Origin of the sequence: Agrobacterium sp. NPDC089420, from assembly GCF_044900305.1 — a bacterium.
Taxonomy (GTDB): domain Bacteria; phylum Pseudomonadota; class Alphaproteobacteria; order Rhizobiales; family Rhizobiaceae; genus Agrobacterium.
The window spans coordinates 188,894-208,096 of record NZ_JBJDMY010000009.1 but is presented as its reverse complement, the minus strand read 5'-3'; the positions used below and the strand labels follow the sequence as shown (position 1 = coordinate 208,096).

Annotated in this window: 15 protein-coding genes; 2 read left to right on the top strand and 13 right to left on the bottom strand. The window is 60.8% G+C overall.

The genetic code is table 11. From position 1 onward, the window contains the following. Positions 1-18: 18 nt before the first annotated feature. The 3 genes from ACI2KA_RS16055 to ACI2KA_RS16045 form a co-directional block, all read right to left on the bottom strand. Positions 19-1,659 (bottom strand): ABC transporter substrate-binding protein, encoded by a 1,641-nt coding sequence (locus ACI2KA_RS16055; RefSeq protein WP_404503469.1) that lies wholly within the window; start codon positions 1,657-1,659, stop codon positions 19-21. Positions 1,660-1,708: 49 nt separating this feature from the next. Continuing rightward, a complete protein-coding gene (locus ACI2KA_RS16050; RefSeq protein WP_404503468.1) occupies positions 1,709-2,764 on the bottom strand; it encodes a dipeptidase in 1,056 nt (351 codons plus the stop codon). Between the two features lie 206 nt (positions 2,765-2,970). Further along, the gene (locus tag ACI2KA_RS16045) at positions 2,971-3,678 is read right to left on the bottom strand and encodes a phosphoribosyltransferase (protein ID WP_404503467.1); all 708 of its coding nucleotides are present in this window, start codon (positions 3,676-3,678) and stop codon (positions 2,971-2,973) included. Positions 3,679-3,988: 310 nt separating this feature from the next. On the opposite strand from ACI2KA_RS16045, the gene ACI2KA_RS16040 reads away from it, so the two are divergent. Continuing rightward, positions 3,989-5,161 carry a M20 aminoacylase family protein gene (locus tag ACI2KA_RS16040; protein ID WP_404503466.1) on the top strand — a complete coding sequence of 391 codons (1,173 nt, stop codon included), beginning with the start codon at positions 3,989-3,991 and terminating at the stop codon, positions 5,159-5,161. A 68-nt stretch (positions 5,162-5,229) separates the two neighbouring features. On the opposite strand, the gene cml is transcribed toward ACI2KA_RS16040, so the two are convergent. The 9 genes from cml to ACI2KA_RS15995 form a co-directional block, all read right to left on the bottom strand. Continuing rightward, the gene (gene cml, locus ACI2KA_RS16035; RefSeq protein WP_404503465.1) at positions 5,230-6,420 is read right to left on the bottom strand and encodes a CmlA/FloR family chloramphenicol efflux MFS transporter; all 1,191 of its coding nucleotides are present in this window, start codon (positions 6,418-6,420) and stop codon (positions 5,230-5,232) included. A gap of 214 nt (positions 6,421-6,634) precedes the next feature. Beyond that, a complete protein-coding gene (locus ACI2KA_RS16030; RefSeq protein WP_404503464.1) occupies positions 6,635-8,428 on the bottom strand; it encodes an adenine deaminase in 1,794 nt (597 codons plus the stop codon). Further along, the gene (locus tag ACI2KA_RS16025; RefSeq protein ID WP_404503463.1) at positions 8,425-9,345 is read right to left on the bottom strand and encodes a nucleoside hydrolase; all 921 of its coding nucleotides are present in this window, start codon (positions 9,343-9,345) and stop codon (positions 8,425-8,427) included. Before ACI2KA_RS16025 ends, ACI2KA_RS16030 begins: the two co-directional genes overlap by 4 nt. Before the next feature lie 2 nt (positions 9,346-9,347). After that, positions 9,348-10,373, bottom strand: coding sequence for an ABC transporter ATP-binding protein (locus ACI2KA_RS16020; RefSeq protein WP_404503462.1), 1,026 nt, complete (start codon positions 10,371-10,373; stop codon positions 9,348-9,350). Further along, positions 10,366-11,145, bottom strand: a complete 780-nt coding sequence (locus ACI2KA_RS16015; protein ID WP_003499009.1) for an ABC transporter permease — start codon at positions 11,143-11,145, stop codon at positions 10,366-10,368. The genes ACI2KA_RS16020 and ACI2KA_RS16015 overlap by 8 nt, the downstream gene beginning before the upstream one ends. Beyond that, positions 11,142-11,969 carry an ABC transporter permease gene (locus ACI2KA_RS16010; RefSeq protein ID WP_404503461.1) on the bottom strand — a complete coding sequence of 276 codons (828 nt, stop codon included), beginning with the start codon at positions 11,967-11,969 and terminating at the stop codon, positions 11,142-11,144. The genes ACI2KA_RS16015 and ACI2KA_RS16010 overlap by 4 nt, the downstream gene beginning before the upstream one ends. Positions 11,970-12,349: 380 nt before the next feature. Further along, positions 12,350-13,372, bottom strand: a complete 1,023-nt coding sequence (locus ACI2KA_RS16005) for an ABC transporter substrate-binding protein (RefSeq protein ID WP_404503460.1) — start codon at positions 13,370-13,372, stop codon at positions 12,350-12,352. After that, positions 13,369-14,430 carry a LacI family DNA-binding transcriptional regulator gene (locus ACI2KA_RS16000; protein WP_404503459.1) on the bottom strand — a complete coding sequence of 354 codons (1,062 nt, stop codon included), beginning with the start codon at positions 14,428-14,430 and terminating at the stop codon, positions 13,369-13,371. Before ACI2KA_RS16000 ends, ACI2KA_RS16005 begins: the two co-directional genes overlap by 4 nt. Positions 14,431-14,564: 134 nt before the next feature. Continuing rightward, on the bottom strand, positions 14,565-15,485 hold the full coding sequence (locus tag ACI2KA_RS15995; RefSeq protein WP_404503458.1) for a LysR family transcriptional regulator: 921 nt from the start codon (positions 15,483-15,485) through the stop codon (positions 14,565-14,567). 96 nt (positions 15,486-15,581) lie between these two features. Here ACI2KA_RS15995 and ACI2KA_RS15990 point away from each other — a divergent pair, with 96 nt between their 5' ends. Further along, the gene (locus ACI2KA_RS15990; protein ID WP_404503457.1) at positions 15,582-16,769 is read left to right on the top strand and encodes an acyl-CoA dehydrogenase; all 1,188 of its coding nucleotides are present in this window, start codon (positions 15,582-15,584) and stop codon (positions 16,767-16,769) included. A gap of 235 nt (positions 16,770-17,004) precedes the next feature. Here ACI2KA_RS15990 and ACI2KA_RS15985 read toward each other — a convergent pair whose 3' ends face one another. Next, positions 17,005-19,104 (bottom strand): TonB-dependent receptor, encoded by a 2,100-nt coding sequence (locus ACI2KA_RS15985; RefSeq protein ID WP_404503456.1) that lies wholly within the window; start codon positions 19,102-19,104, stop codon positions 17,005-17,007. Positions 19,105-19,203 lie beyond the last annotated feature (99 nt).

The following is a 19,203-nucleotide window of genomic DNA, read 5'->3' as shown; positions in this document are numbered from 1 at the left end:
GAGACCGATCCTTCCGGATCATTCCTTGGAGATCGTATAGACATAGTTGGTGTCGAAGCTCGGGCCGAGCTTCAGGCCCTTGAGCTTGGCGGAATAACCGGCAACTTCCGTCTGCTGGAAGATGATGACGAAGGGACCCTTCGCCAGAACTTCCTTCTGCAGGTTTTCATAGATCGCCGCGCGCTTGGCGCTGTCCTTTTCCAGAAGCGCCGACTGGGTTTCCTTGGTCAGATCAGGAACGTCCCAGGCATTGCGCCAGGCGAGCGTCTTGTTCTTGCCCTCATCGGAATTGTCGTAGTTGATGGTGAAGGTTTCCGCATTCGAGTTCGGGTCGAAATAATCCGAACCCCATTGCCCGATGTAGATATCATGCGTGCGGGCGCGGTATTTGGTCAGCGTCTGCTTGCCGTCACCCGGAATGATTTCGAGCTTGACGCCGGCCTGCGCCAGCGTCTGCTGCACGCTTTCGGCAATGCCGGTCACCGGCTGGGTGTTGCGCACATCCATACTTACGGTGAAGCCGTCCTTCAGGCCGGCCTTTTCGAGAAGTTCCTTCGCCTTGGCGACGTCGAGCTTGTAGGGGTTCTCGTCAAGCGCGCCGAGCTGGCCCTTCGGCAGGAAGGTCTGGTGAATCTCGCCGATGCCCTTGATGATCGTCGCACCGATCGCGTCATAATCGACGAGGTATTTGAAGGCCTCGACGACCTCCGGCTTCTTCAGGTTCTCGTTCTTCTGGTTGAGGCTGAAGTAATAAACGGTGCCCTTGGGCGCAGACGTGACGGCAAGGCCTTCCTTCCTGGAAACGGCTTCCATGTCACCCGGCTCGAGGTTGCGGGCAACATCGATATCGCCGTTTTCAAGCGCCAGCCGCTGGCCGGAGCTTTCCTTCATATGGCGATAGACGACGCGCTTCAGCTTCGGCTTCTCGCCGTAATAATTCGGATTGGCTTCCAGGATGACCGCCTCGTTGGCCTTCCAGCCAAGGATCTTGTAAGGGCCGGAACCGGCATAACCGGTCTTCAGGAACTCGTTGCCGAAATCCGTGTCGTATTTGTAATCGGCGCTCGGCGTAACCGACTTCGCCTTTTCGGTGACGAATTTCTTGTCGACCACAGAGGCGACGGTCGCGGTCAGCACGTTCAGCACGAAGCTCGGCGCATAGGGCTTGTCGACCGTCAGCACGAAGGTGTGTTCGTCGGCAGCCTTGGCCTTGTCAGCGACGTTGTCGCCGCTGAGGCCGAACTGCGTCAAAAGGAACGCCGGCGACTTGTCGAGCTTCACCGCCCGCTCGAAGGAAAACGCGACGTCTTCAGCGGTGACCGGATTGCCGGAGGCGAATTTCAGGCCGGACTTCAGCTTGAACGTATAGGTCAGTCCATCCTCAGAGGTCGTCCAGCTCTCGGCCAGATCGCCGATCACCTTGGAGGTGTCGTTGAGATCGATGGAAACCAGTTTGCTGTAGGTATTGCCGGTGACTTCGGCGGCAGACAGTTCGAAAGCCTCGCCCGGATCGAGCGTGATGATGTCATCGATGGCGAAACCTTCGACCAGCGTATCGGCCGGGGTGGCGGCAAAAGCATGGGGTGCAGACAGCATCATCAGCGACAAAGCGGCGCTGGTGCTGAGAATACGCATGGATTTGTTGAGCGATTTGATCATAGGATCTCCCCTTTTGTTATACGTTTGATTTCGTTCGCTTAAACTGCTCTCAGGCCGCCTCGTGCCAGGCCTCGGACAAAACGCGCAGCCAGTTTTCCCGGCATATTTTAGCAAGTTCTTCATCACCGTAGCCCGCCGATTTCAGCGCCGCAACCAGATTGTGATTGCCGCTGGCATCGGCAATGCCGACAGGCACCGTGGCGCCGTCGAAATCCGATCCCAGCGCCACGCAGTCGATGCCCATGCGCTCCACCATGTAATCGATATGGCGCACCATGTCGGAAAGCGGCGTATCGGCAATGTCACGCGCATCGGGCCTGAGCATGGTGACGGCATAATTCAGGCCGACCAGCCCGCCGCTTTCCTTAATGGCATCCATCTGCCGGTCGGTGAGATTGCGGGCGACGGGGGTGAGCGCATGCGCATTGGAATGGCTGGCGATCAGCGGCTGGTCGGTGGTCCTGGCCACATCCCAGAAGCCTTTTTCGGTGATATGCGCGAGATCGATGAGAATGCCGAGCCGGTTGCACTCCTTCACCAGCGCGAAGCCGGCGTCGGTGAGACCGGGCGCCGTATCGGGCGACATGGGATAGGAAAAGGGAACGCCGTGACCGAAAATATTGTGCCGGCTCCAGACCGGACCGAGCGAGCGCAGACCGGCGGCATAAAACACCTCCAACGCGTCGAGATCCGCCCCGATCGCCTCGCAGCCTTCCATGTGCAGCACGGCGGCGAAGATATCCTCGGCGAAGGCCTTGCGGATATCGGCCGTCGACCGGCAGAGCCGCCAGGCGCCGGCGCGGTCCAGCTTGAGCGCGATTGCGGTCTTTTCCACGGCGATGTCGAGCGAGGGTAGACGCTCCAGCGGTGCTGCAAGCGGCGTATCGTAATGGCCGTTCGCATCCGGCTCCTGCAGGATCAGATCGCCGGAGGGAATGTAAATGGCGCAGATGCCGCCGCCGAGGCCGCCGGCCCTTGCCCGTGGTCCATCGATATGGCCTTCGCGCGTGCCGTTCTTGAATTCCGCAACCGGATCGGCACCGGCCTTGCTGTTGCGCCACAACCGAAGCAGCACATCATTATGACCGTCGAACACTGCATGCATGGGAAGAAATTCCAGTCATCGGAAAGAACAAACGGGGGTGGGCAGACGCCGGAATGACACCGCGCGAAAGCAAACCAGCGTATTATTCGCCGACCGCTATTGTCTGTCGGAGGCGATCTTAGGACGATCTCTTCGAGCTTCGCAAGATAGAAATTAGGCACCGGTGAAATTATCACCACTTGCCTTTTGCCGGAACTTGCGCAACGTCAGGCGCGCCAGCCACCTTCCGCTTTCGTGAGCAGCGGCGTGGAAAAAACGCCCGTCACCCGCTCCGGCCATTCCGGTCCGAAAGCGGCGATTTTTTCCCGCCAGCGATCCGATTGCAGCATGGCCGCGCCGATCGCCACCGGCCTTATGCCGGAGGCGGCGAGAAGCGAAAGGCCGGCGATGATGGAGCTGCCGCTGGAGATGACGTCATCCACCAGCGCTACCCGCCGGCCCTCGATGAGCGGCAACATGCGCGGATCGATATAGAGCCGCTTTTCCTGCCTTGTGGTGATGGAGGACATCGGCACCGACAGCTCTTCCAGATACCAGAACTTGCGCGAGGTGCCGAGCGGCACGTAACGGGAATGGCCGAGGTGACGGGCAACGGCGGCGGCAAGCGTCAAGCCCAGCGTCGGCAGACCGATCACAACGTCAGGGCTGAAGGATGCCAGCTTCGCAGCAAGATCGGCCGCCAGCGCCTCCAGCACCTCGAATGAAGCCTGATTGACGATGAGCGATGCCAGCGCATGTTCGCCATCCGCAAGCGGCCGGATGGGCAGGCAGATCTGCCTGTCGTCATCCAGTTCCGCCGGAAAGAAGGTGGAATGCGGACCTGCCGTTACAAAGGTGCCGGGCGGAAGAATATCCTGCCAGAACTCGTGCGGCGCGGCGGGAGACGGGGCGACGGGCGATGCGGATGGTGGCATCGGTTTTCCTTTCAGGACCGGAATGGCGCAAGACGGATGCGGTTTTCAGCCGCGCCAGTCCCATTCCGCACATTTGTCATTTCAGCAACCGCAGAGACGCTGCGGGTTCATTTCATTGGCTTTTTCCGCTAGAGTATTTTCGTTTTCTGCGAAACACGAAAATACTCTAACTTATTGTTTCACGCATGCCCGAACGCAAAACCGCTACACAGTTTTGCTGGAAATGCTCTAGAACGGAAACAACGCAAAACGCATTCGGACAAGCCCACCCATCACGCGGGTTTTTCCCATATTCAAGGACAAGCTGCCCATGAGACTGCTGGACCGGATCGGTGAGGACCTGCCATTCCTGATGGAGCTTCGCCACGACCTGCACGCGCATCCGGAACTGGGCTTTGAAGAGGAAAGAACCAGCGCCATCGTCGCCGATCTTCTCGAGCGCGCCGGGCTGAAGGTGCATCGCGGCCTCGGCGGCACCGGCGTGGTCGCGACCCTGCAGGTGGGCAATGGCACCCGCAGCGTCGGCCTGCGGGCGGACATGGATGCGCTGGCCATGCCTGAGGTGCCCGACCGGCCCTATAAATCCAAATTTCCCGGCAAGATGCATGCCTGCGGCCATGACGGCCATACCGCCATGCTGCTGGGTGCGGCGCGTTACCTCGCCAAGACCCGCGATTTTTCCGGCACCGTGCATTTCATTTTCCAACCGGCCGAAGAAGGCCGCGGCGGCGCGAAAAAAATGGTCGAAGACGGGCTATTCAACCTGTTTCCCTGCGATGCGGTTTATGGCCTGCACAATATGCCGGGACTGGGTATCGATGAAATGGCGGTGGTGGAAGGCCCGCAGCTCGCCTCTTCGGATAGCTGGCGCGTCACCTTCAAGGGCGTCGGCACCCATGGCGCCAAGCCGCATCTCGGCCGCGACCCGGTGACGGCGGCGGGCACCTTCCTCGCCGCGCTGCAAAGCATCGTCGGCCGCGTCGTCGACCCGCTGCAGCCTGCCGTGGTCAGCGCCTGCTCGGTGCAGGCCGGCGATCCGAAGGCGCTAAACGTCATTCCCGATCTCGTCGAAATCGGCGGCACCGCGCGCGCCTATGCGGCGGAGGTGCGCGACCAGCTGGAAGCGGAAATCGGCAAGCTCGCCAGGGGCACGGCGGCGATGTTCGGCATCGAGGCGCATTACGACTTCATCCGCCGCATTCCGCCCGTCATCAACGAGGCGGACGCGACGAAACGGGCGCTGCGCGCCGCAAAGACCGTCTTCGGCAACAAAACCCGCACCGCCTTCCCACCCTCGACCGCCGGCGACGACTTCGCCTTCTTCGCCGGCGAAGCCCCCGGCTGCTACGTCTGGCTCGGCAACGGCCCGGCGGTGGATGGCGCGCTGCACCACAACACCTCCTACGACTTCAACGATGCGGCCATCGTGCCGGGCGTCGCGTTCTGGGCGACATTGGTGGAGCAGGAGCTGGCGGCGGAATAAGGCGGTAAGCCGTTTTCTGTATTCCCAAAAAAGCCGGGCAGCGACAAACGCACTGCCCGGCTTTTTTCTCAGATGTTTCGCCGCTTCAGCCAATAAAGCGCAGTCAGGACAAGGCAGGCCATGGCCGACGCATAGGCGACGACCGGCCATGCGGTATCACCCGGCAGGACGACGACTGCCAGCGTGCCCGCTATTCCCACACACAGACTTTGAATGCAGAAATAGAAGGCGACGGCCGTTCCCGCCATATTCCCGAACTCCTCCAGCGCGCCATTGGCGGTAACCGAGACCGTAAAAACGATACCGACCGCCATGACCCACATCGGCACGATGAATGTCAGAAACGACGGGGTTGCCCCGACTTCACCAGCCGCGAACAGAAACGCCCCCACTAGCAACAGGGACATGCCCCTGACGAGACTGCCCTGAACACCCCATCTGGCGACGAAAAACTTCGCAAAGCGGGTGGTAACGATCATGGCGATCGCCACCGTTGCAAAAGCCAGGCTGAACTCTACCTCCGAGAGTTCTGCCCTGCCGATCATGACGCGTGGAGCGGTGGAGAAGAATACGAAAAACGTCCCCATCGCAGCGCTGAACCCAAGCGTATAGGTCCAGAAACGGCCACTGCCCAACATGCGCAAGGGCGATGGGCGCGATATCGCTGCCGTCACCGGTCGGGTTTCACTCCAGTTCACCATGGCAGCAACCGTGGCGATGAGAGCCGCCACGCCTAAGGTGACGAAGATGGCACGCCAGCCCAACCCATTGGCGATGACCGCGCCGACAATCGGGCCGAGCGCCGGGACGAATGCCAGAATGGAGCTGAACGTTCCGTATATTGTCGTTGCTTCCGGGCGATCCGCATAGACATCGCGAACGGTGGCGAAAGTGGCAACCAAGGCCGCCGCAGCACCCGCCGCCTGAAGGAAGCGGAAAACGATGAAGGCACTCGCGGTTGTCACGGCCGTGAGGCAGAACGAGGCCAAGACGAACAGCACGGCACCGCCTATCAAAACCGGCCGGCGGCCAATGCGGTCCGAGATTGGGCCGAACACGATTTGGCCAAGGCCGAGCATCACCATGTAAACGGTGAGCGTCAGCTGGATGACGACCGGCGTCGTGCCGAGAGCTTCCGGCATGATGGGGACAACCGGCAGGTAAATATCCATCGCCAGCGAGGCGAGAATATCAAAGGGAGCCATGAGCAGCATTGCTGCAAACAGCGATCTCCCCCAAACGGGAGTTTGAATAGACATGAGACTTGATCCGCTCAAATGAGGACATTTGGCGGCGTCTGCCCGATGGAACAGGGATTGCTCGACAGAACGCCGCAACAACGAAAATATCGTCGTTGCGGCTTACTTATCTGCTGACTTCGAGGCACCCATGTTCAACATTCCTATAAAGCGACCGGTAAACAGAGGTTGGATTTAGCAATATACCAGCTTTTTGGCAACGCTTGGCCCTGCCCTACTCCACCACCGCAATGACCGGGCTCTCCATCACCCGTCCCTTCAGCACATCGGCAATGCCCATATCCGTCTGGTGCGGGCCGATATTGCAGGCGAGCGTGGCGCCGAAGCAGGCCTTGAAGACGAGATAGGGCGGCTGCCATTCCACCACCTTGCCGACGGCTTCGCGCAGGTCCTCGAAAGCCCGCGCCACCTCTTCAAGCGGCGCATTCGAAACGAGGCCGGAAAGCGGCAGGGGTAGCAGCGCGGTGACCTTGCCCCCGGAGGCAACGGCCATGCCGCCGCCGGCGCCGATCACCGCATTGGCGGCCAGCGCCATATCTTCTGCATTGCCGCCGAAAACGGTGAGGTTGTGGCTGTCATGCGAGACGGTGGTGGCGAAGGCGCCGTTCCAGTTTCCCCAGCCGGTGAGGAAACCGGTTTTTGTGGTGGGCTCGGCCTTGCCGTGACGATGGGTGACGGAAATCATCGTCGCACCCTCCGGCGGAACGACGAAACCCTCCTTCACCTCGGCTTCCGTTTCACCCCATTGGGTAAAGCGCGGGCGGTCGATGGTGGCAAGGCGCACCTTTGCGCCTTCGGAGGCGACCCGGAAATCATCAACGGTGCGCGGCGGCAGCTTCATCGATCCTTCGAGTGCCGCCGCATCACAGGCAGGAACGTCGACGAGCATGCGCCCGCCTTCGGCAACCGCCCTGCCCGCGGCCAGGACGTGGCGGGCGGTAAAACCACCCAGATCCTCGAAAACGACGATATCGGCACGGCGGCCGGCGGCGATAAGGCCGAGATCGGAACGCCCGAGCCTTTGCGCGGCATTGAGCGTTGCGGCGCGCAGCGCCCATTCGGGCCTCAGGCCATAACGCACAAGCCGGCGCACCACATCGTCCAGACCGCCGCCGTGCAGCAGGTCGTCAGGGAAGACATCGTCGGTGCAGAGCGTCACCGTCTGCGGCAGGTGGCCGAGCGCATTCAGCGCCTCCACGAATTCCGGCAGCAGATGGTCGTGGGAACCGCGCAGTTCGATCGTCAGCCCTGCCCGCAGTTTCGCCATCAGGTCTTCGCCCGAGACCAATTCGTGATCGGAGGAGACGCCCGCCGCCATGAAGGCGTTGAGATCGGCGCCCTTCAGACCGCGCGCATGGCCGCAAACCAGCTTTTGCGCGGCAAGCCCGGCCTGCACGATGCCGCTCATGCGCGGATCGCGCTCGATGACGCCGCGCATGTTCATGATTTCCGCGACCCCGCCGATCTGCGGCCATGACAGAAGATCGGCAAGGATGGCGGCGTCGAAATCCGCGCCGCCGCGCTCCAGCCCCGGTGCGGAAGGCACGCAGGAAGGGGCGAGCAGAATGGCGCGCAGCGGCAGGTTTTCGATGGCCTTCGCCGCCCAGCGCACGCCATCGACACCATGCACGTTGCCGAATTCATGCGGGTCCCAGACGATGGTGGTAACGCCGCGGGCAACCACCGCAGCCGTATAAGCGGCCGGTGTGACCATCGAGCTCTCGATATGCATATGCGTGTCGATCAGTCCCGGCGAGACATAGGCCCCCGCCGCATCGATGACCTGCGCGGCATCGCTGCGGCTTGCCGGTTCGTGCACGCTGGCGATCAGCGGCCCGACAATGCCGATATCGGCGGCGCGAAGCTCGCCGGTTACCACATCGACCAGCGTTCCGCCGGTGACGAGAACATCGAAAGGCGCGTCACCACGTGCGGCGGCAACCGCACGGGTGCGCAGCAGATCATCGGTGAGATCGGCAGGCTCGCTTTTGGGGGAATTCACGCTCATCGGGCAGCCTCCCGGCGCAATGCCTCCAGCACAACCGCCTTCGTGGCCTGCGCATCAACGGTTTCGGCGAAATGCGCATTAAAGGCTTCAACCTTGTCGGCGCGCGGCTCGACCACCGTTCGGCCCCGGGTCAAGCCGGAATGAAGCTCGACGTCAATCCGCGCCGGCCGCCAGCCGATGAGACCGGAAGTGAAGGCGACGGCGGCGACGGGATCGTAAAGCGCCATGGCGGCCCTGCCGCGGCTCGTGGCGATGCCGATGAAACCGTCCAGCAGATCGGCAATCAGCCCGGCGTTCCTGCCGCCGGCAGCGCGGATCGGCAGCACATCGGCCGGCGAGGCCGTGACCTTGCGGCAGGCGTCGAGATCGACCATGCGCAGCGGCAGGCCGTGGGCAAGCACGATGGCCAGCGCCTCCGGATCGGCAAAGGCGTTGAATTCGGCCGATGCCGTATGATTGCCGCTGGTCACGCCGCCGCCCATCCAGGTGAGATCGGAGATTTTTGCGGCAAGATCGGGCCGGGCAAGGCAAAGGGCGGCGATATTGGTGAGCGGGCCGAGTGCGAGAATGCGCTTCTCGCCTGCCCCTTCCAGCCAGTTGCAGAGTGCTGCAAAGGCATCGCTTTTCGGCAGAGCAGGCGCATCCGGCAGGCTTTGGCCGGCGGTCGGAATGCCGCTGTCGCCGAGGATAGACTGGGCGGTTTCGAGCACACCGAGAACCGGCATGGCACGGCCCTGATGGATGGGCGTCGACCAGCCGAAGGCGCTGGCGGCGCCGGCGGCATTGCGGCAGACGGCCTGAAGGGTGGCATTGCCGAAAACCAGCGAAATGCCATCGATGGCAAGGCCTGCCGATCGCACCACCAGGATGGCGGCGATATCGTCAAAGCCCATATCGGTATCGATCCACACGCCCATGGTCAGTTGAACACCTTCAGGCTTGCCGCCTTTTCGACCGGCAGGTCGAAGGCGAGCGTATCACCGATGGCGTGGGCGGCAAGCGCCGCGTCGGTTTCCGCCTTGATGGGGCCGAGCGGCGTATCCAGCAGATATTCGCGGCTGTTGCCGGCAAAGGAGGTGCCGCGCACGGTTCCCTGGAAAGGACCTGAACCAAGGGTGACCATGCGCGGCCGCCAGGCCAGTCCGGATGCTGAAAGGACTGGTCCGGGAAGCGGTGTCGTGCCGTTTGCGGTTTTCAACGCGCCGCCTTCCAGCGCGAAGATGTTTTCAAAACCGACGAAATCCGCCACGAAGGACGAAACCGGCGCATTATAAATCTCTTCCGGCGTGCCGATCTGCTCAATCTTGCCGCCCTTCATGACGACAATGCGGTCGGCGAGCGCCAGAGCCTCGATCTGGTCATGGGTGACGAAGATCATCGTGACACCGGTTTCCTTCTGCACACGCTGCAATTCCGTGCGCATTTCAAGGCGCAGGCGGGCGTCGAGATTGGAGAGCGGCTCATCGAGCAACAGCACCTTCGGCTCCATGACCATGGAGCGCGCCAGCGCAACGCGCTGCTGCTGGCCGCCGGAAAGCTCCGCCGGCTTGCGCGAGGCGAAATTGGACAAGCCCACCGATTTCAGCCCGGAGGCGACCTTGTCCTCCAGCGCCTTGCCGCTCATGCCCTTGAGCTTCAGGCCGAAGGCGACGTTTTCGTATACCGTCAGATGCGGGAAGAGCGCATAGGACTGGAAGACCAGACCCACGGCGCGCTTGTTGGCCGCGACCCGGGTAATGTCGGCGCCGTCGAGATCGATGCGCCCGCCCGCCACCGGCATCAAGCCGGCAATGGCGCGCATCGTCGTGGTCTTGCCGCAGCCGGACGGTCCGAGAAGGGCGAGCAACTCTCCCTTGCGGATATCGAGATCGAGATCCTTGACGGCGACATTGCCGCCATAGGCGAGCGAGACTTTTTTGAGCGAAAGGTAATGTGCGTCAGACATAACGGGAGAACCCCAGAAAACGTTCGGCCATGAAGACGATGCCGATGGAAAGGAAGGCGAGCAGCGAGGAAAGGGCGGCCACGGAGGGATCGAAGACGATTTCCATGTAACCCAGCATGTCGATGGGCAGCGTGCGCACGCCCGGACCGGACAGAAACAGCGATACCGGCACCTGGTTGAAGCTCGTCACGAAACCGAGGATGAAGGCCGACAGGATACCGCCGCGAATATTGGGCAGCACCACGCGGAAAAATGCGCCAAGCCGCGACGAGCCGAGCAGCACCGCCGCCTCCTCGATATCAGACCGCAGATTGTTGAGGCTGGCCGACACCACCCGCACCGCATAGGGCAGGATGAGCGCTGTATGCGCAAGAAACAGCGCAAGCGTGATGCCGATGCCGAAGGGCACGACGAAATAACGCAGCAGCGCGAGACCGACGATGATGCCCGGCACGATGATCGGCGCGGAAACGATGGTGCGCACGGTCTCGGCAAAAGGCAGCTTGTAGCGCGACATGGCGTAGGAAGCGGGAATGCCGAGGATCAGCGCCGCAAACGTGCCGCCGATGGCAAGGAACATCGACATGGCAAAGCTCTCGCGGAAGCTTTCGACCGTGAAGACCTTGGCGATCCATTTCAGCGAAAAGCCCTGCGGCGGAAAAGCGAGCGTATCGCCGGCCGAAAACGAGGCCGCCACGATGATGAGGAACGGCCCGATGAGGAAACCGACGACAAGAAGAAGCGTGAGTGGAATGAACAGCTGCCGGGTCATGTCTTGTTCCTTGCGGTGGCGATGCGCTTCAGCAGGATATTGGCGGCAAAGCTCATGACGATCAGGATGAAAGCGATGACGCTGGCGGCGACGAAATTGTTGGAAACCGTCACCTGCTGGTAAAGCAGGGTTTCCAGCATCAGCACCTTCGAGCCGCCGAGAATGGCGGGGGTGATATAGGCCGTCAGCGAACCGGTGAAGACCAGCGTGCCGCCGACCACCAGCCCCTCCTTGGTGAGCGGCAGGATGACTTTCCAGAACACCTGCAGCCAGCTTGCCCCGAGCACGCGGGCGGCTGCGATCGTATCCTTCGGCATGTTTTCCAGCGCGCTGATGAGCGAGATGATCATCAGCGGCAGGAACAATTGCAGAAGGCCGATGAAGACTGCCGTTTCGGAAAACAGGATGCGGATCGGCGCGTCGCTAAGGCCTACCGCCTGCAGCGCCTGATTGACGATGCCGGTTCTGCCGAGAATGACGATCCAGGCATAGGTTCTCGCAACCGGCGAAATCATCAGCGGCAGCACGACGAGATTGACCACATGGCCCTTTTTGCCCGGCGACAGATTGACGATGGCGAAGGCCGCTGCATATCCCACCACCGCCGAGACGACGGTGACGAGCGCGCCGAGCTTGAGGGTACGCAGGAACACAGTCCGGTTCAGCGGATCGAAGAAGAAATCGGCATAGGCCGACAATGTCCAGCCGTCAGCGGTGCGAAAGCCCTCCGACAGAAGCATGAAGACCGGCACAAGAAAGACCGCCGCCGCGAAAATTGCGGCGGGCAAGGCAAGCGCCAGCGCTTCGGCCCGGTTCTGAAACATGGGTTTATTCCCTGAACGGCAGCGTCGGTGTGCGCCGGCTGTGGTTGGAGTTCATCGACGGCAGCGGGGATCGACGAGGCATCATCCCACCCTCATTCCTGTGCCTGTCACAGGAATCCAGCCAGCCCAAGTCCTTGGGCTGAAAGGACTCCCCTCGCCGCGCAGACGCGCGTCGACTGGATTCCTGTGACAAGCACAGGAATGAGGGAGTGTGTGGTGGGCCGAAGTACAAGATCATTGGGCCTGATGCTGCGGTTAACTGGCCTGCCGGCCTACGATCAAGAGGGGTGGAAAAGCGGTCAGGGGACGACCGAACCGCTTTTCCCGGAATGGAGCCGCCCTGACGGACGTTCAATGCCCCATTCCAAAGGGTGAAGGACTTATTGTCCGACCTTGGAATTCCACTCCGACAGCCACTTGTCGCGATTATCAAGCGTCACGTCGGAGGGAATGAGTTGCAGGCTTTTGGCGGTTTCGTCACCATAGGTGATGTTGTTCGCCACCGCGTCGGACACCTTGACCTCCCTGTTGGTCGGGCTGTCCACCAGCTTTTCCGCCAGCGCCTTCTGAACATCGGTCGACAGCCAGAAATCCATGAATTGCAGCGCAAGATCTTCGTTCTTTGTACCCTTCGGCACCACCAGCACATTCATGCCGCCGGTCTGGCCTTCCTTGGGCGTTGCCCAGGCGAGCGGCAGGTCAAGCTTGGTGAAAGGCGCCCAGGAGAAGCGACCGATGGGTGCCGCCCAGATTTCTTCCTGCTGCATCAGCTGCACCAGCTGCGAAGACTTGACGTAGAAGGTGACGATATCGTCCTTCTTTTCGCCCACGGCCTCGATGGCGCCGGAAAGGTCCGGCGTATCCTTGCCGATGGCCTTGCCCAGCATGTAAAGCGCCGGCGGACCCTGATTGGTGGTGACGTTCGGGAAGGCGACGTGATCGACAATGCCGTCCTTCAAAAGATCGGCCCAGCTATCGATCTTCATCTTGTCGGTGCGGTAAACGATGGAGGTGGCGTAGAAATTGACGCCGACGCTCACGCCGTCGCCATTCGGGTCCTTGGCGATGTCGTAGAGCTTTTCGATGTTCGGAACCTTGGAGGCATCGATCTTCTGGATCAGGTCCTTGCGGGTGGCGGACAGCGCATCGGCCATGGAGACGATGGCAAGATCGACCACCGGATTGGCCTTGTTGGCCTCCATCTTGGCCAGGCGCTCGACGCTGTTGCCGGTCTCGACCACCAGCTTGCAGCCGCATTTCTGCTCAAAGGGCGTATAGACCAGTTCCTTGAATTCATCCTGCGCGAAGGCGTAGACGGAAATCGTCAGCGTCTTGTCCTCAGCTTGCGCCGCTCCCATCGTCAGCATCAGGGCGGCGCCCGATGCAAAAATGATCTTTTTCATGGTGTGAGTTCTCCTGCTGTCGTGTTTTTGGCTTCAATCGCATCATGCTTTGCCTTGCCGGTGGAGCCGCGCATGATCAGCGCCATCGGTACTTTCGAGATATCCGCCGCCACATCGGCGGCGATGCCGTTTTCACCCGCGCCATCGATCGCGCGCAGCAGCGCGCCGACGGCAAGATCGGCGATGCGGCCCATATCCATGCGCATGGTCGTCAGCGGCGGGGTGACCACGGCCGAGAAAATCAGATCGTCGAAACCGGTAACGCTCGCCTGTTCCGGCACCTCGATGCCCTCGCGCTGCAATTCCGTCAGCGCGCGCAGCGCATGTAGGTCGGAAATGGCGGCAAAGGCGGTAAAGCCTTCGGCCACCAGATCGGCAAGGCCCAGCCGGCAGCCCGCGCCATCCGCCTTTTCGATGGCGTCTATCCAGAGCGTCTGCGTCACACACGTCTTGCCGAGACCGTCGCGTATGCCGCCAAGCCGGTCGTTCTGCACGTTAGAATCGCGGTTCTTGCCCACCAGCACCACCTTGCGATGGCCGAGCCCCGCCAGATAGTCACCCACCTGCCGGCCGCCATCCCAATGGTCGGCGGCGACCGTATTGCCGGGCGTCGAGGGGCTGTCGACCACCGCGACGGGACAATCGACATTGGAGATGCGGGTGCCGCGCCGGGGAACGATCACCATGCCGTCCACGCCGCGCTCGATCAGCCGGTTGATGGCGTCCGTCTGCATGGCGACCTCACCGCGGGAATCGGCAATCAGCACACCGTAACCGGCAGTGACCGCCGCCTTTTCGATGGCCTGCGCGATCTGCGGAAAAAGCGGATTGGCGATATCGGGCAGAACCAGCCCAAGCACACCGCTTCTGCCGGTGCGCAGCGCCCTGCCCGCCGAACTCGGCACATAACCCAGTTCGTCCGCCGTCTTGCGGATGCGCTCCACCAGCTCAGGCGAAACACGGCCCTTGCCGGAGAGTGCATTGGACACGGTTGCCGCCGACACGCCGAGTGCCGCTGCGATCGCGCTCAGATTGGTGGCAGGCCGTGACGACGCCATGAATGGTCCGGGAAGACTGATTAAACGTTTAATCAGGATAAGCGAGGCGCGGACCGCTGTCGAGTCCTGCGCCGACAAAATAGGGCGAAAAGCTGGGCACAAAGGTTAAATGCCCGAAAAAAGAGCGATTATTTTTACAAGGCCTGGGCGCTGGCTGCACGATAAGCCTCGACCTGGCGCACCAGCCAGTCGCGAAACAACACGACCGGCACGTGATTGGCGCGCGAAAGCGGCGCCACCGCATAATAGGAACTGGGGCTCTTGGCCTGATGATCGAAGGCTTTCACCAATTGCTTCGATTTCAGCTCGTTGTCGATCAGGAACAGCGGCATCAGCGCCACGCCGAGCCCGGCGATGCAGGCCTGCGCGACGCTCGAGAACTGCTCGAAGCGCATGCCCTGCGGCAAGGCGAGCGACAGGCCGAGGCTTTCGAACCAGTGGCCCCATGCGCCCGGCCGCGAGGCCATGTGCAGCAACGGCAGGGCGGCGATGTCCTCGCCCTTTTCCACCGGGTGGGCGCCAAGAAATTGCGGGCTGCACACCGGCGCGACCATTTCATGCATCAGAAAGGTGCTTTCCGCCCCCGGCCAGTCGGCCTGACCGATATGGATCGCCATATCCAGCTGCTCACGCTCGAAATCGAACTGGCCGATGCGGGTGGCGAAATTGATGGTGATTTCGGGATGGCTCGCCACAAAATCGGGAATGCGCGGCAAAAGCCAGCGGGTGCCGAAGGTGGGCAGCATGGCGAGGTTCAGCGTATTGCCATGCGTTTTGGTCATGATCTGCAGCGACGCGGAGCGTATCTCGCCAAGGGCTGCGGCAATGGATTTCGCATAGAGCTGCCCTTCGGCCGTCAGCGCCACGCCGCGCGCGCCGCGCTCGAACAGGCGCACGCCAAGCTGTTCTTCCAGTGACATAACCTGCCGGCTGATCGCCCCTTGCGTCAGCGCCAGCTCATCGGCGGCAGCGGAGAAGCTGCCGAGCCGGGCCACGGAATCGAAGGCAGCGAGCGCGCTGGTGGAGGGCAGGAGTTTGCGGCTGAGAGACGTCATGAGCCATTACTATATGTAATGCAAAAATGAGTAAACATGGCTTGTGCCATCCGGCTTGAATACCAATAATCCGGCCAGCAAATCCGGAGGCATAACGTGAGCGAACGCGCAGCATTCAATTGGCAGGATCCTTTTCTGCTCGAAGACCAACTGACCGATGACGAGCGGATGATCCGCGACAGCGCCGAGGCCTTCGGCAAATCCGAACTTTTGCCGCGTATTCAGGAAGCCTATCTTTCCGAAACCACCGAACCGGAACTGTTCCGCCTGATGGGCCGCACCGGCCTGCTCGGCGTCACCCTGCCGGAAGAATATGGCGCGGCCAATGCCAGCTACGTGGCCTATGGTCTTGTCGCCCGCGAGGTGGAGCGCATCGACAGCGGTTACCGCTCGATGATGAGCGTACAATCCTCGCTCGTCATCCATCCGATCTTCACTTACGGCTCGGACGAACAGAAGAAGAAATACCTGCCCGGCCTCGTCTCCGGCGAACTGATCGGCTGTTTCGGCCTCACCGAGCCCGACGCCGGCTCCGACCCCGGCGGCATGAAGACCCGCGCCGAGAAGATCGAGGGCGGTTATCGCCTGCGCGGCTCGAAAATGTGGATTTCCAACGCGCCGATCGCCGATGTCTTCGTGGTCTGGGCGAAATCGGAAGCGCATGGCAATGAGATCCGCGGCTTCGTGCTGGAAAAGGGCATGAAGGGCCTGTCCGCCCCCAAGATCGGCGGCAAGCTTTCGCTGCGCGCCTCGATCACCGGCGAAATCGTCATGGATGGCGTCGAAGTCGGCGAAGATGCGTTGCTGCCGAATGTTTCCGGCCTGAAAGGCCCGTTCGGCTGCCTCAACCGCGCCCGCTACGGCATTTCCTGGGGTGTGCTGGGCGCTGCGGAAGATTGCTGGTTCCGCGCCCGGCAATATGGCCTCGACCGCAAGCAGTTCGGCAAGCCGCTCGCCGGCACGCAGCTTTACCAGAAGAAGCTCGCCGACATGCAGACCGAAATCGCGCTCGGCCTTCAGGCGTCGCTGCGCGTCGGCCGGCTGATGGACGACCACAAGATGGCGCCGGAAATGATCTCCATCGTCAAGCGCAACAATTGCGGCAAGGCGCTGGATATCGCCCGCCAGGCCCGTGACATGCATGGCGGCAACGGCATCCAGATCGAATATCACGTCATGCGCCACGCCCAGAACCTCGAGACGGTCAACACCTATGAGGGCACACATGACGTCCACGCGCTGATCCTCGGCCGGGCGCAGACCGGCATTCAGGCGTTTTTCTGAGGCTTGTGGGCCGGAGCGGGAATGGCGTCGATCATAGCAAACGGCGACGTTTCTTCTCACCGTCATTCCGGCCTTGAGCCGGAATGACGGAGGGAGAGTGCATGACGGCCCGGCAAATGTGAGCCAGCCCTCTGAGCCAAGCTCAAATCGTACCATCGGGAGCAATACCCCTTGAAACAAAAAGGCCTCCGAAAATCATTTCGGAGGCCTTTCGCTTTTCAACCCAGGTGACGGCTCAGAACGTGCCGCGAATACCGACGCCAAACATGCGCGGTTCGGTCATGCTGGCCTCGATGCCGCCAATGCCGCGGTTCTGCTGCATATAGGTGGGCGCTCGCTCGTCGAAGACGTTCTTGACATAGGCGTAGACCTCCATTGCATCCTGGAACTTATAGCTCGCCCGAACATCTGCGATCGTATAGGAATCGATCGCATAGGTCGCCGTGTTGGCCGTATCGGAATAATAACCATCGATATGGCGGACCTGCCCTGAGACGGTGAACTTATCGGTCACATCCCAGCTTGCACCGAAGCCAAGCATGTAACCTGGCGATTTCGCGAATTCATTGCCGGCATAGCTGGCATTGCTGGAAATCTCGTCGATCTCCGTCTTCAGCACGCCGGCGCTGGCTTTCAGCGTCAGATTGTCGAGAATCTGATAATCGGCGCCCATTTCAAAACCATAGGCATGCGCCTTCTGCGCATTGATGGTATAGGACTGGGTAACGCCTGCCGAGATGACGACTGGAATATTAAACTGGGCGTTCTTGTAATCCATGTAGAACAGGTTGCCGTTGAGCGTCAGCCGGTCGTCCAGCAGTTTTGCTCGCGTATAAAGCTCGTAGTTCCATATGGTTTCTTTCTCGAACGGCAACCATTCTCCAGATGAAACGTTGAGCGAGATGCCACCCGGATTGTATCCACGGCTGATCATGCCGCCAACGGTCCAGTCATCGTTAACGTCATAAGAAAGCGAAACCTTGGGCAGGAGTTCCGAAAAGGTCGTGTCGTAGTCCACAGCCGTCGCGGAATAGACCGAACGGCCTGCACGCTGGATCTGGTCGTGCTGGAAGCGCAATCCACCCGTCAACCTCCACTGGTCGGTTAGCCGGTAGCTCACTTCGCTGAAGATACCGAGATTGTCCTTAGTATCATCGAACGTCGAAACGCTGTTGTTGTAACGGCCGGTGAGAAGCAGAATTTCGTCAGCCTGTGTATGGGCGTAGTAGATACCAGCCACTCCGCTCACCACATCGTCCTGATCGCCGAAGGTGACACGGGTCTCGTGTGAAGCGTTGGTTTGGTCGATATCGGCGTCGCCGTTGTTGACGACACCCACCCTGCGGCGCGCATCGGAGGCGGAGAACTGTGTCTGGTTGAAAAGTTTCACGCCGTTCTCGAAGTCGTAATTGATGTCCAGAATACCGGTATGGGTATTCTGGCTCCAGCTCGGCATGGTGGTGGTGACGTGGTTGAGATCCTCGAAAGGACGTGATGCCGCTTCCTGGCTCGGACGGTTGGCGGCATTATAGGAATAGGTCAGCTTGGTCGTCAGCCCGGGAATCTCCGGCGGTTCCCACAGAAGCTTGAAACGAGCGTTGAATTCCTTGAAGTCCTGATTCGTGCCCGCATGCGCGAACCCTGAATTGATATAATCGATGAAAGTGTCACGGCCGGAATAATCAACCGCCAGACGTGCCGCCAGTTGATCCTCAACGAGCGGACCCGAAAGTGCGAATGAAGCCCGCTTCTGGTGGTAATTGCCGATTTCCGCCTGATAGGACGCTTCCGGCGTGAATGTCGGATCCTTCGTGTTGACGATAATCGCGCCGGCAATGGCGTTTGCACCCTGCGAGGTGGTCTGCGGGCCGCGGAAAACTTCGATACTCTCGACATCCCAGATCGAGGTCGCACCATAGATGAATTCATTATAGCCGAGATAATGGCCGTCCACATTGATCGTGGCACGCGGCACGGTGCCGGCGAAAAATGCCGTCGCACCGGTGTTCGGTCCCTGCGTATCCAGACCGCGAATGATCGGGGCGCTGACATTGTCGGTGTAGACGACGTTCGGAATATCCTTGATCGCATCCGAAACGGTCGGGTCGCCGGTCTTTTCCTTCCTGATTTCCTCGGCGGACTTGACCGAAACGGACGACGCCGTGTTCTTCATGTCGCGCGCCACTTTTTCACCGGTCACGACGATCGGCTTCAAGACGGTGTTGCCCGCCGCATCAGCCTGCTGATCCTGACCGAAAACCGGCGTTACAAACAAAGCCGACAGCGTCAGAACGCTGACCCCGCTCATCAAACGACCGCTAGAACGAAACCCCATCATACACCCCTAATAAACATGAGTATTAAAGTCATATTCAAGTAACGGAAGCGTTATCCGTTTCGCAATAGAGAATGCGTTCTGTATTGCGGACAAAAA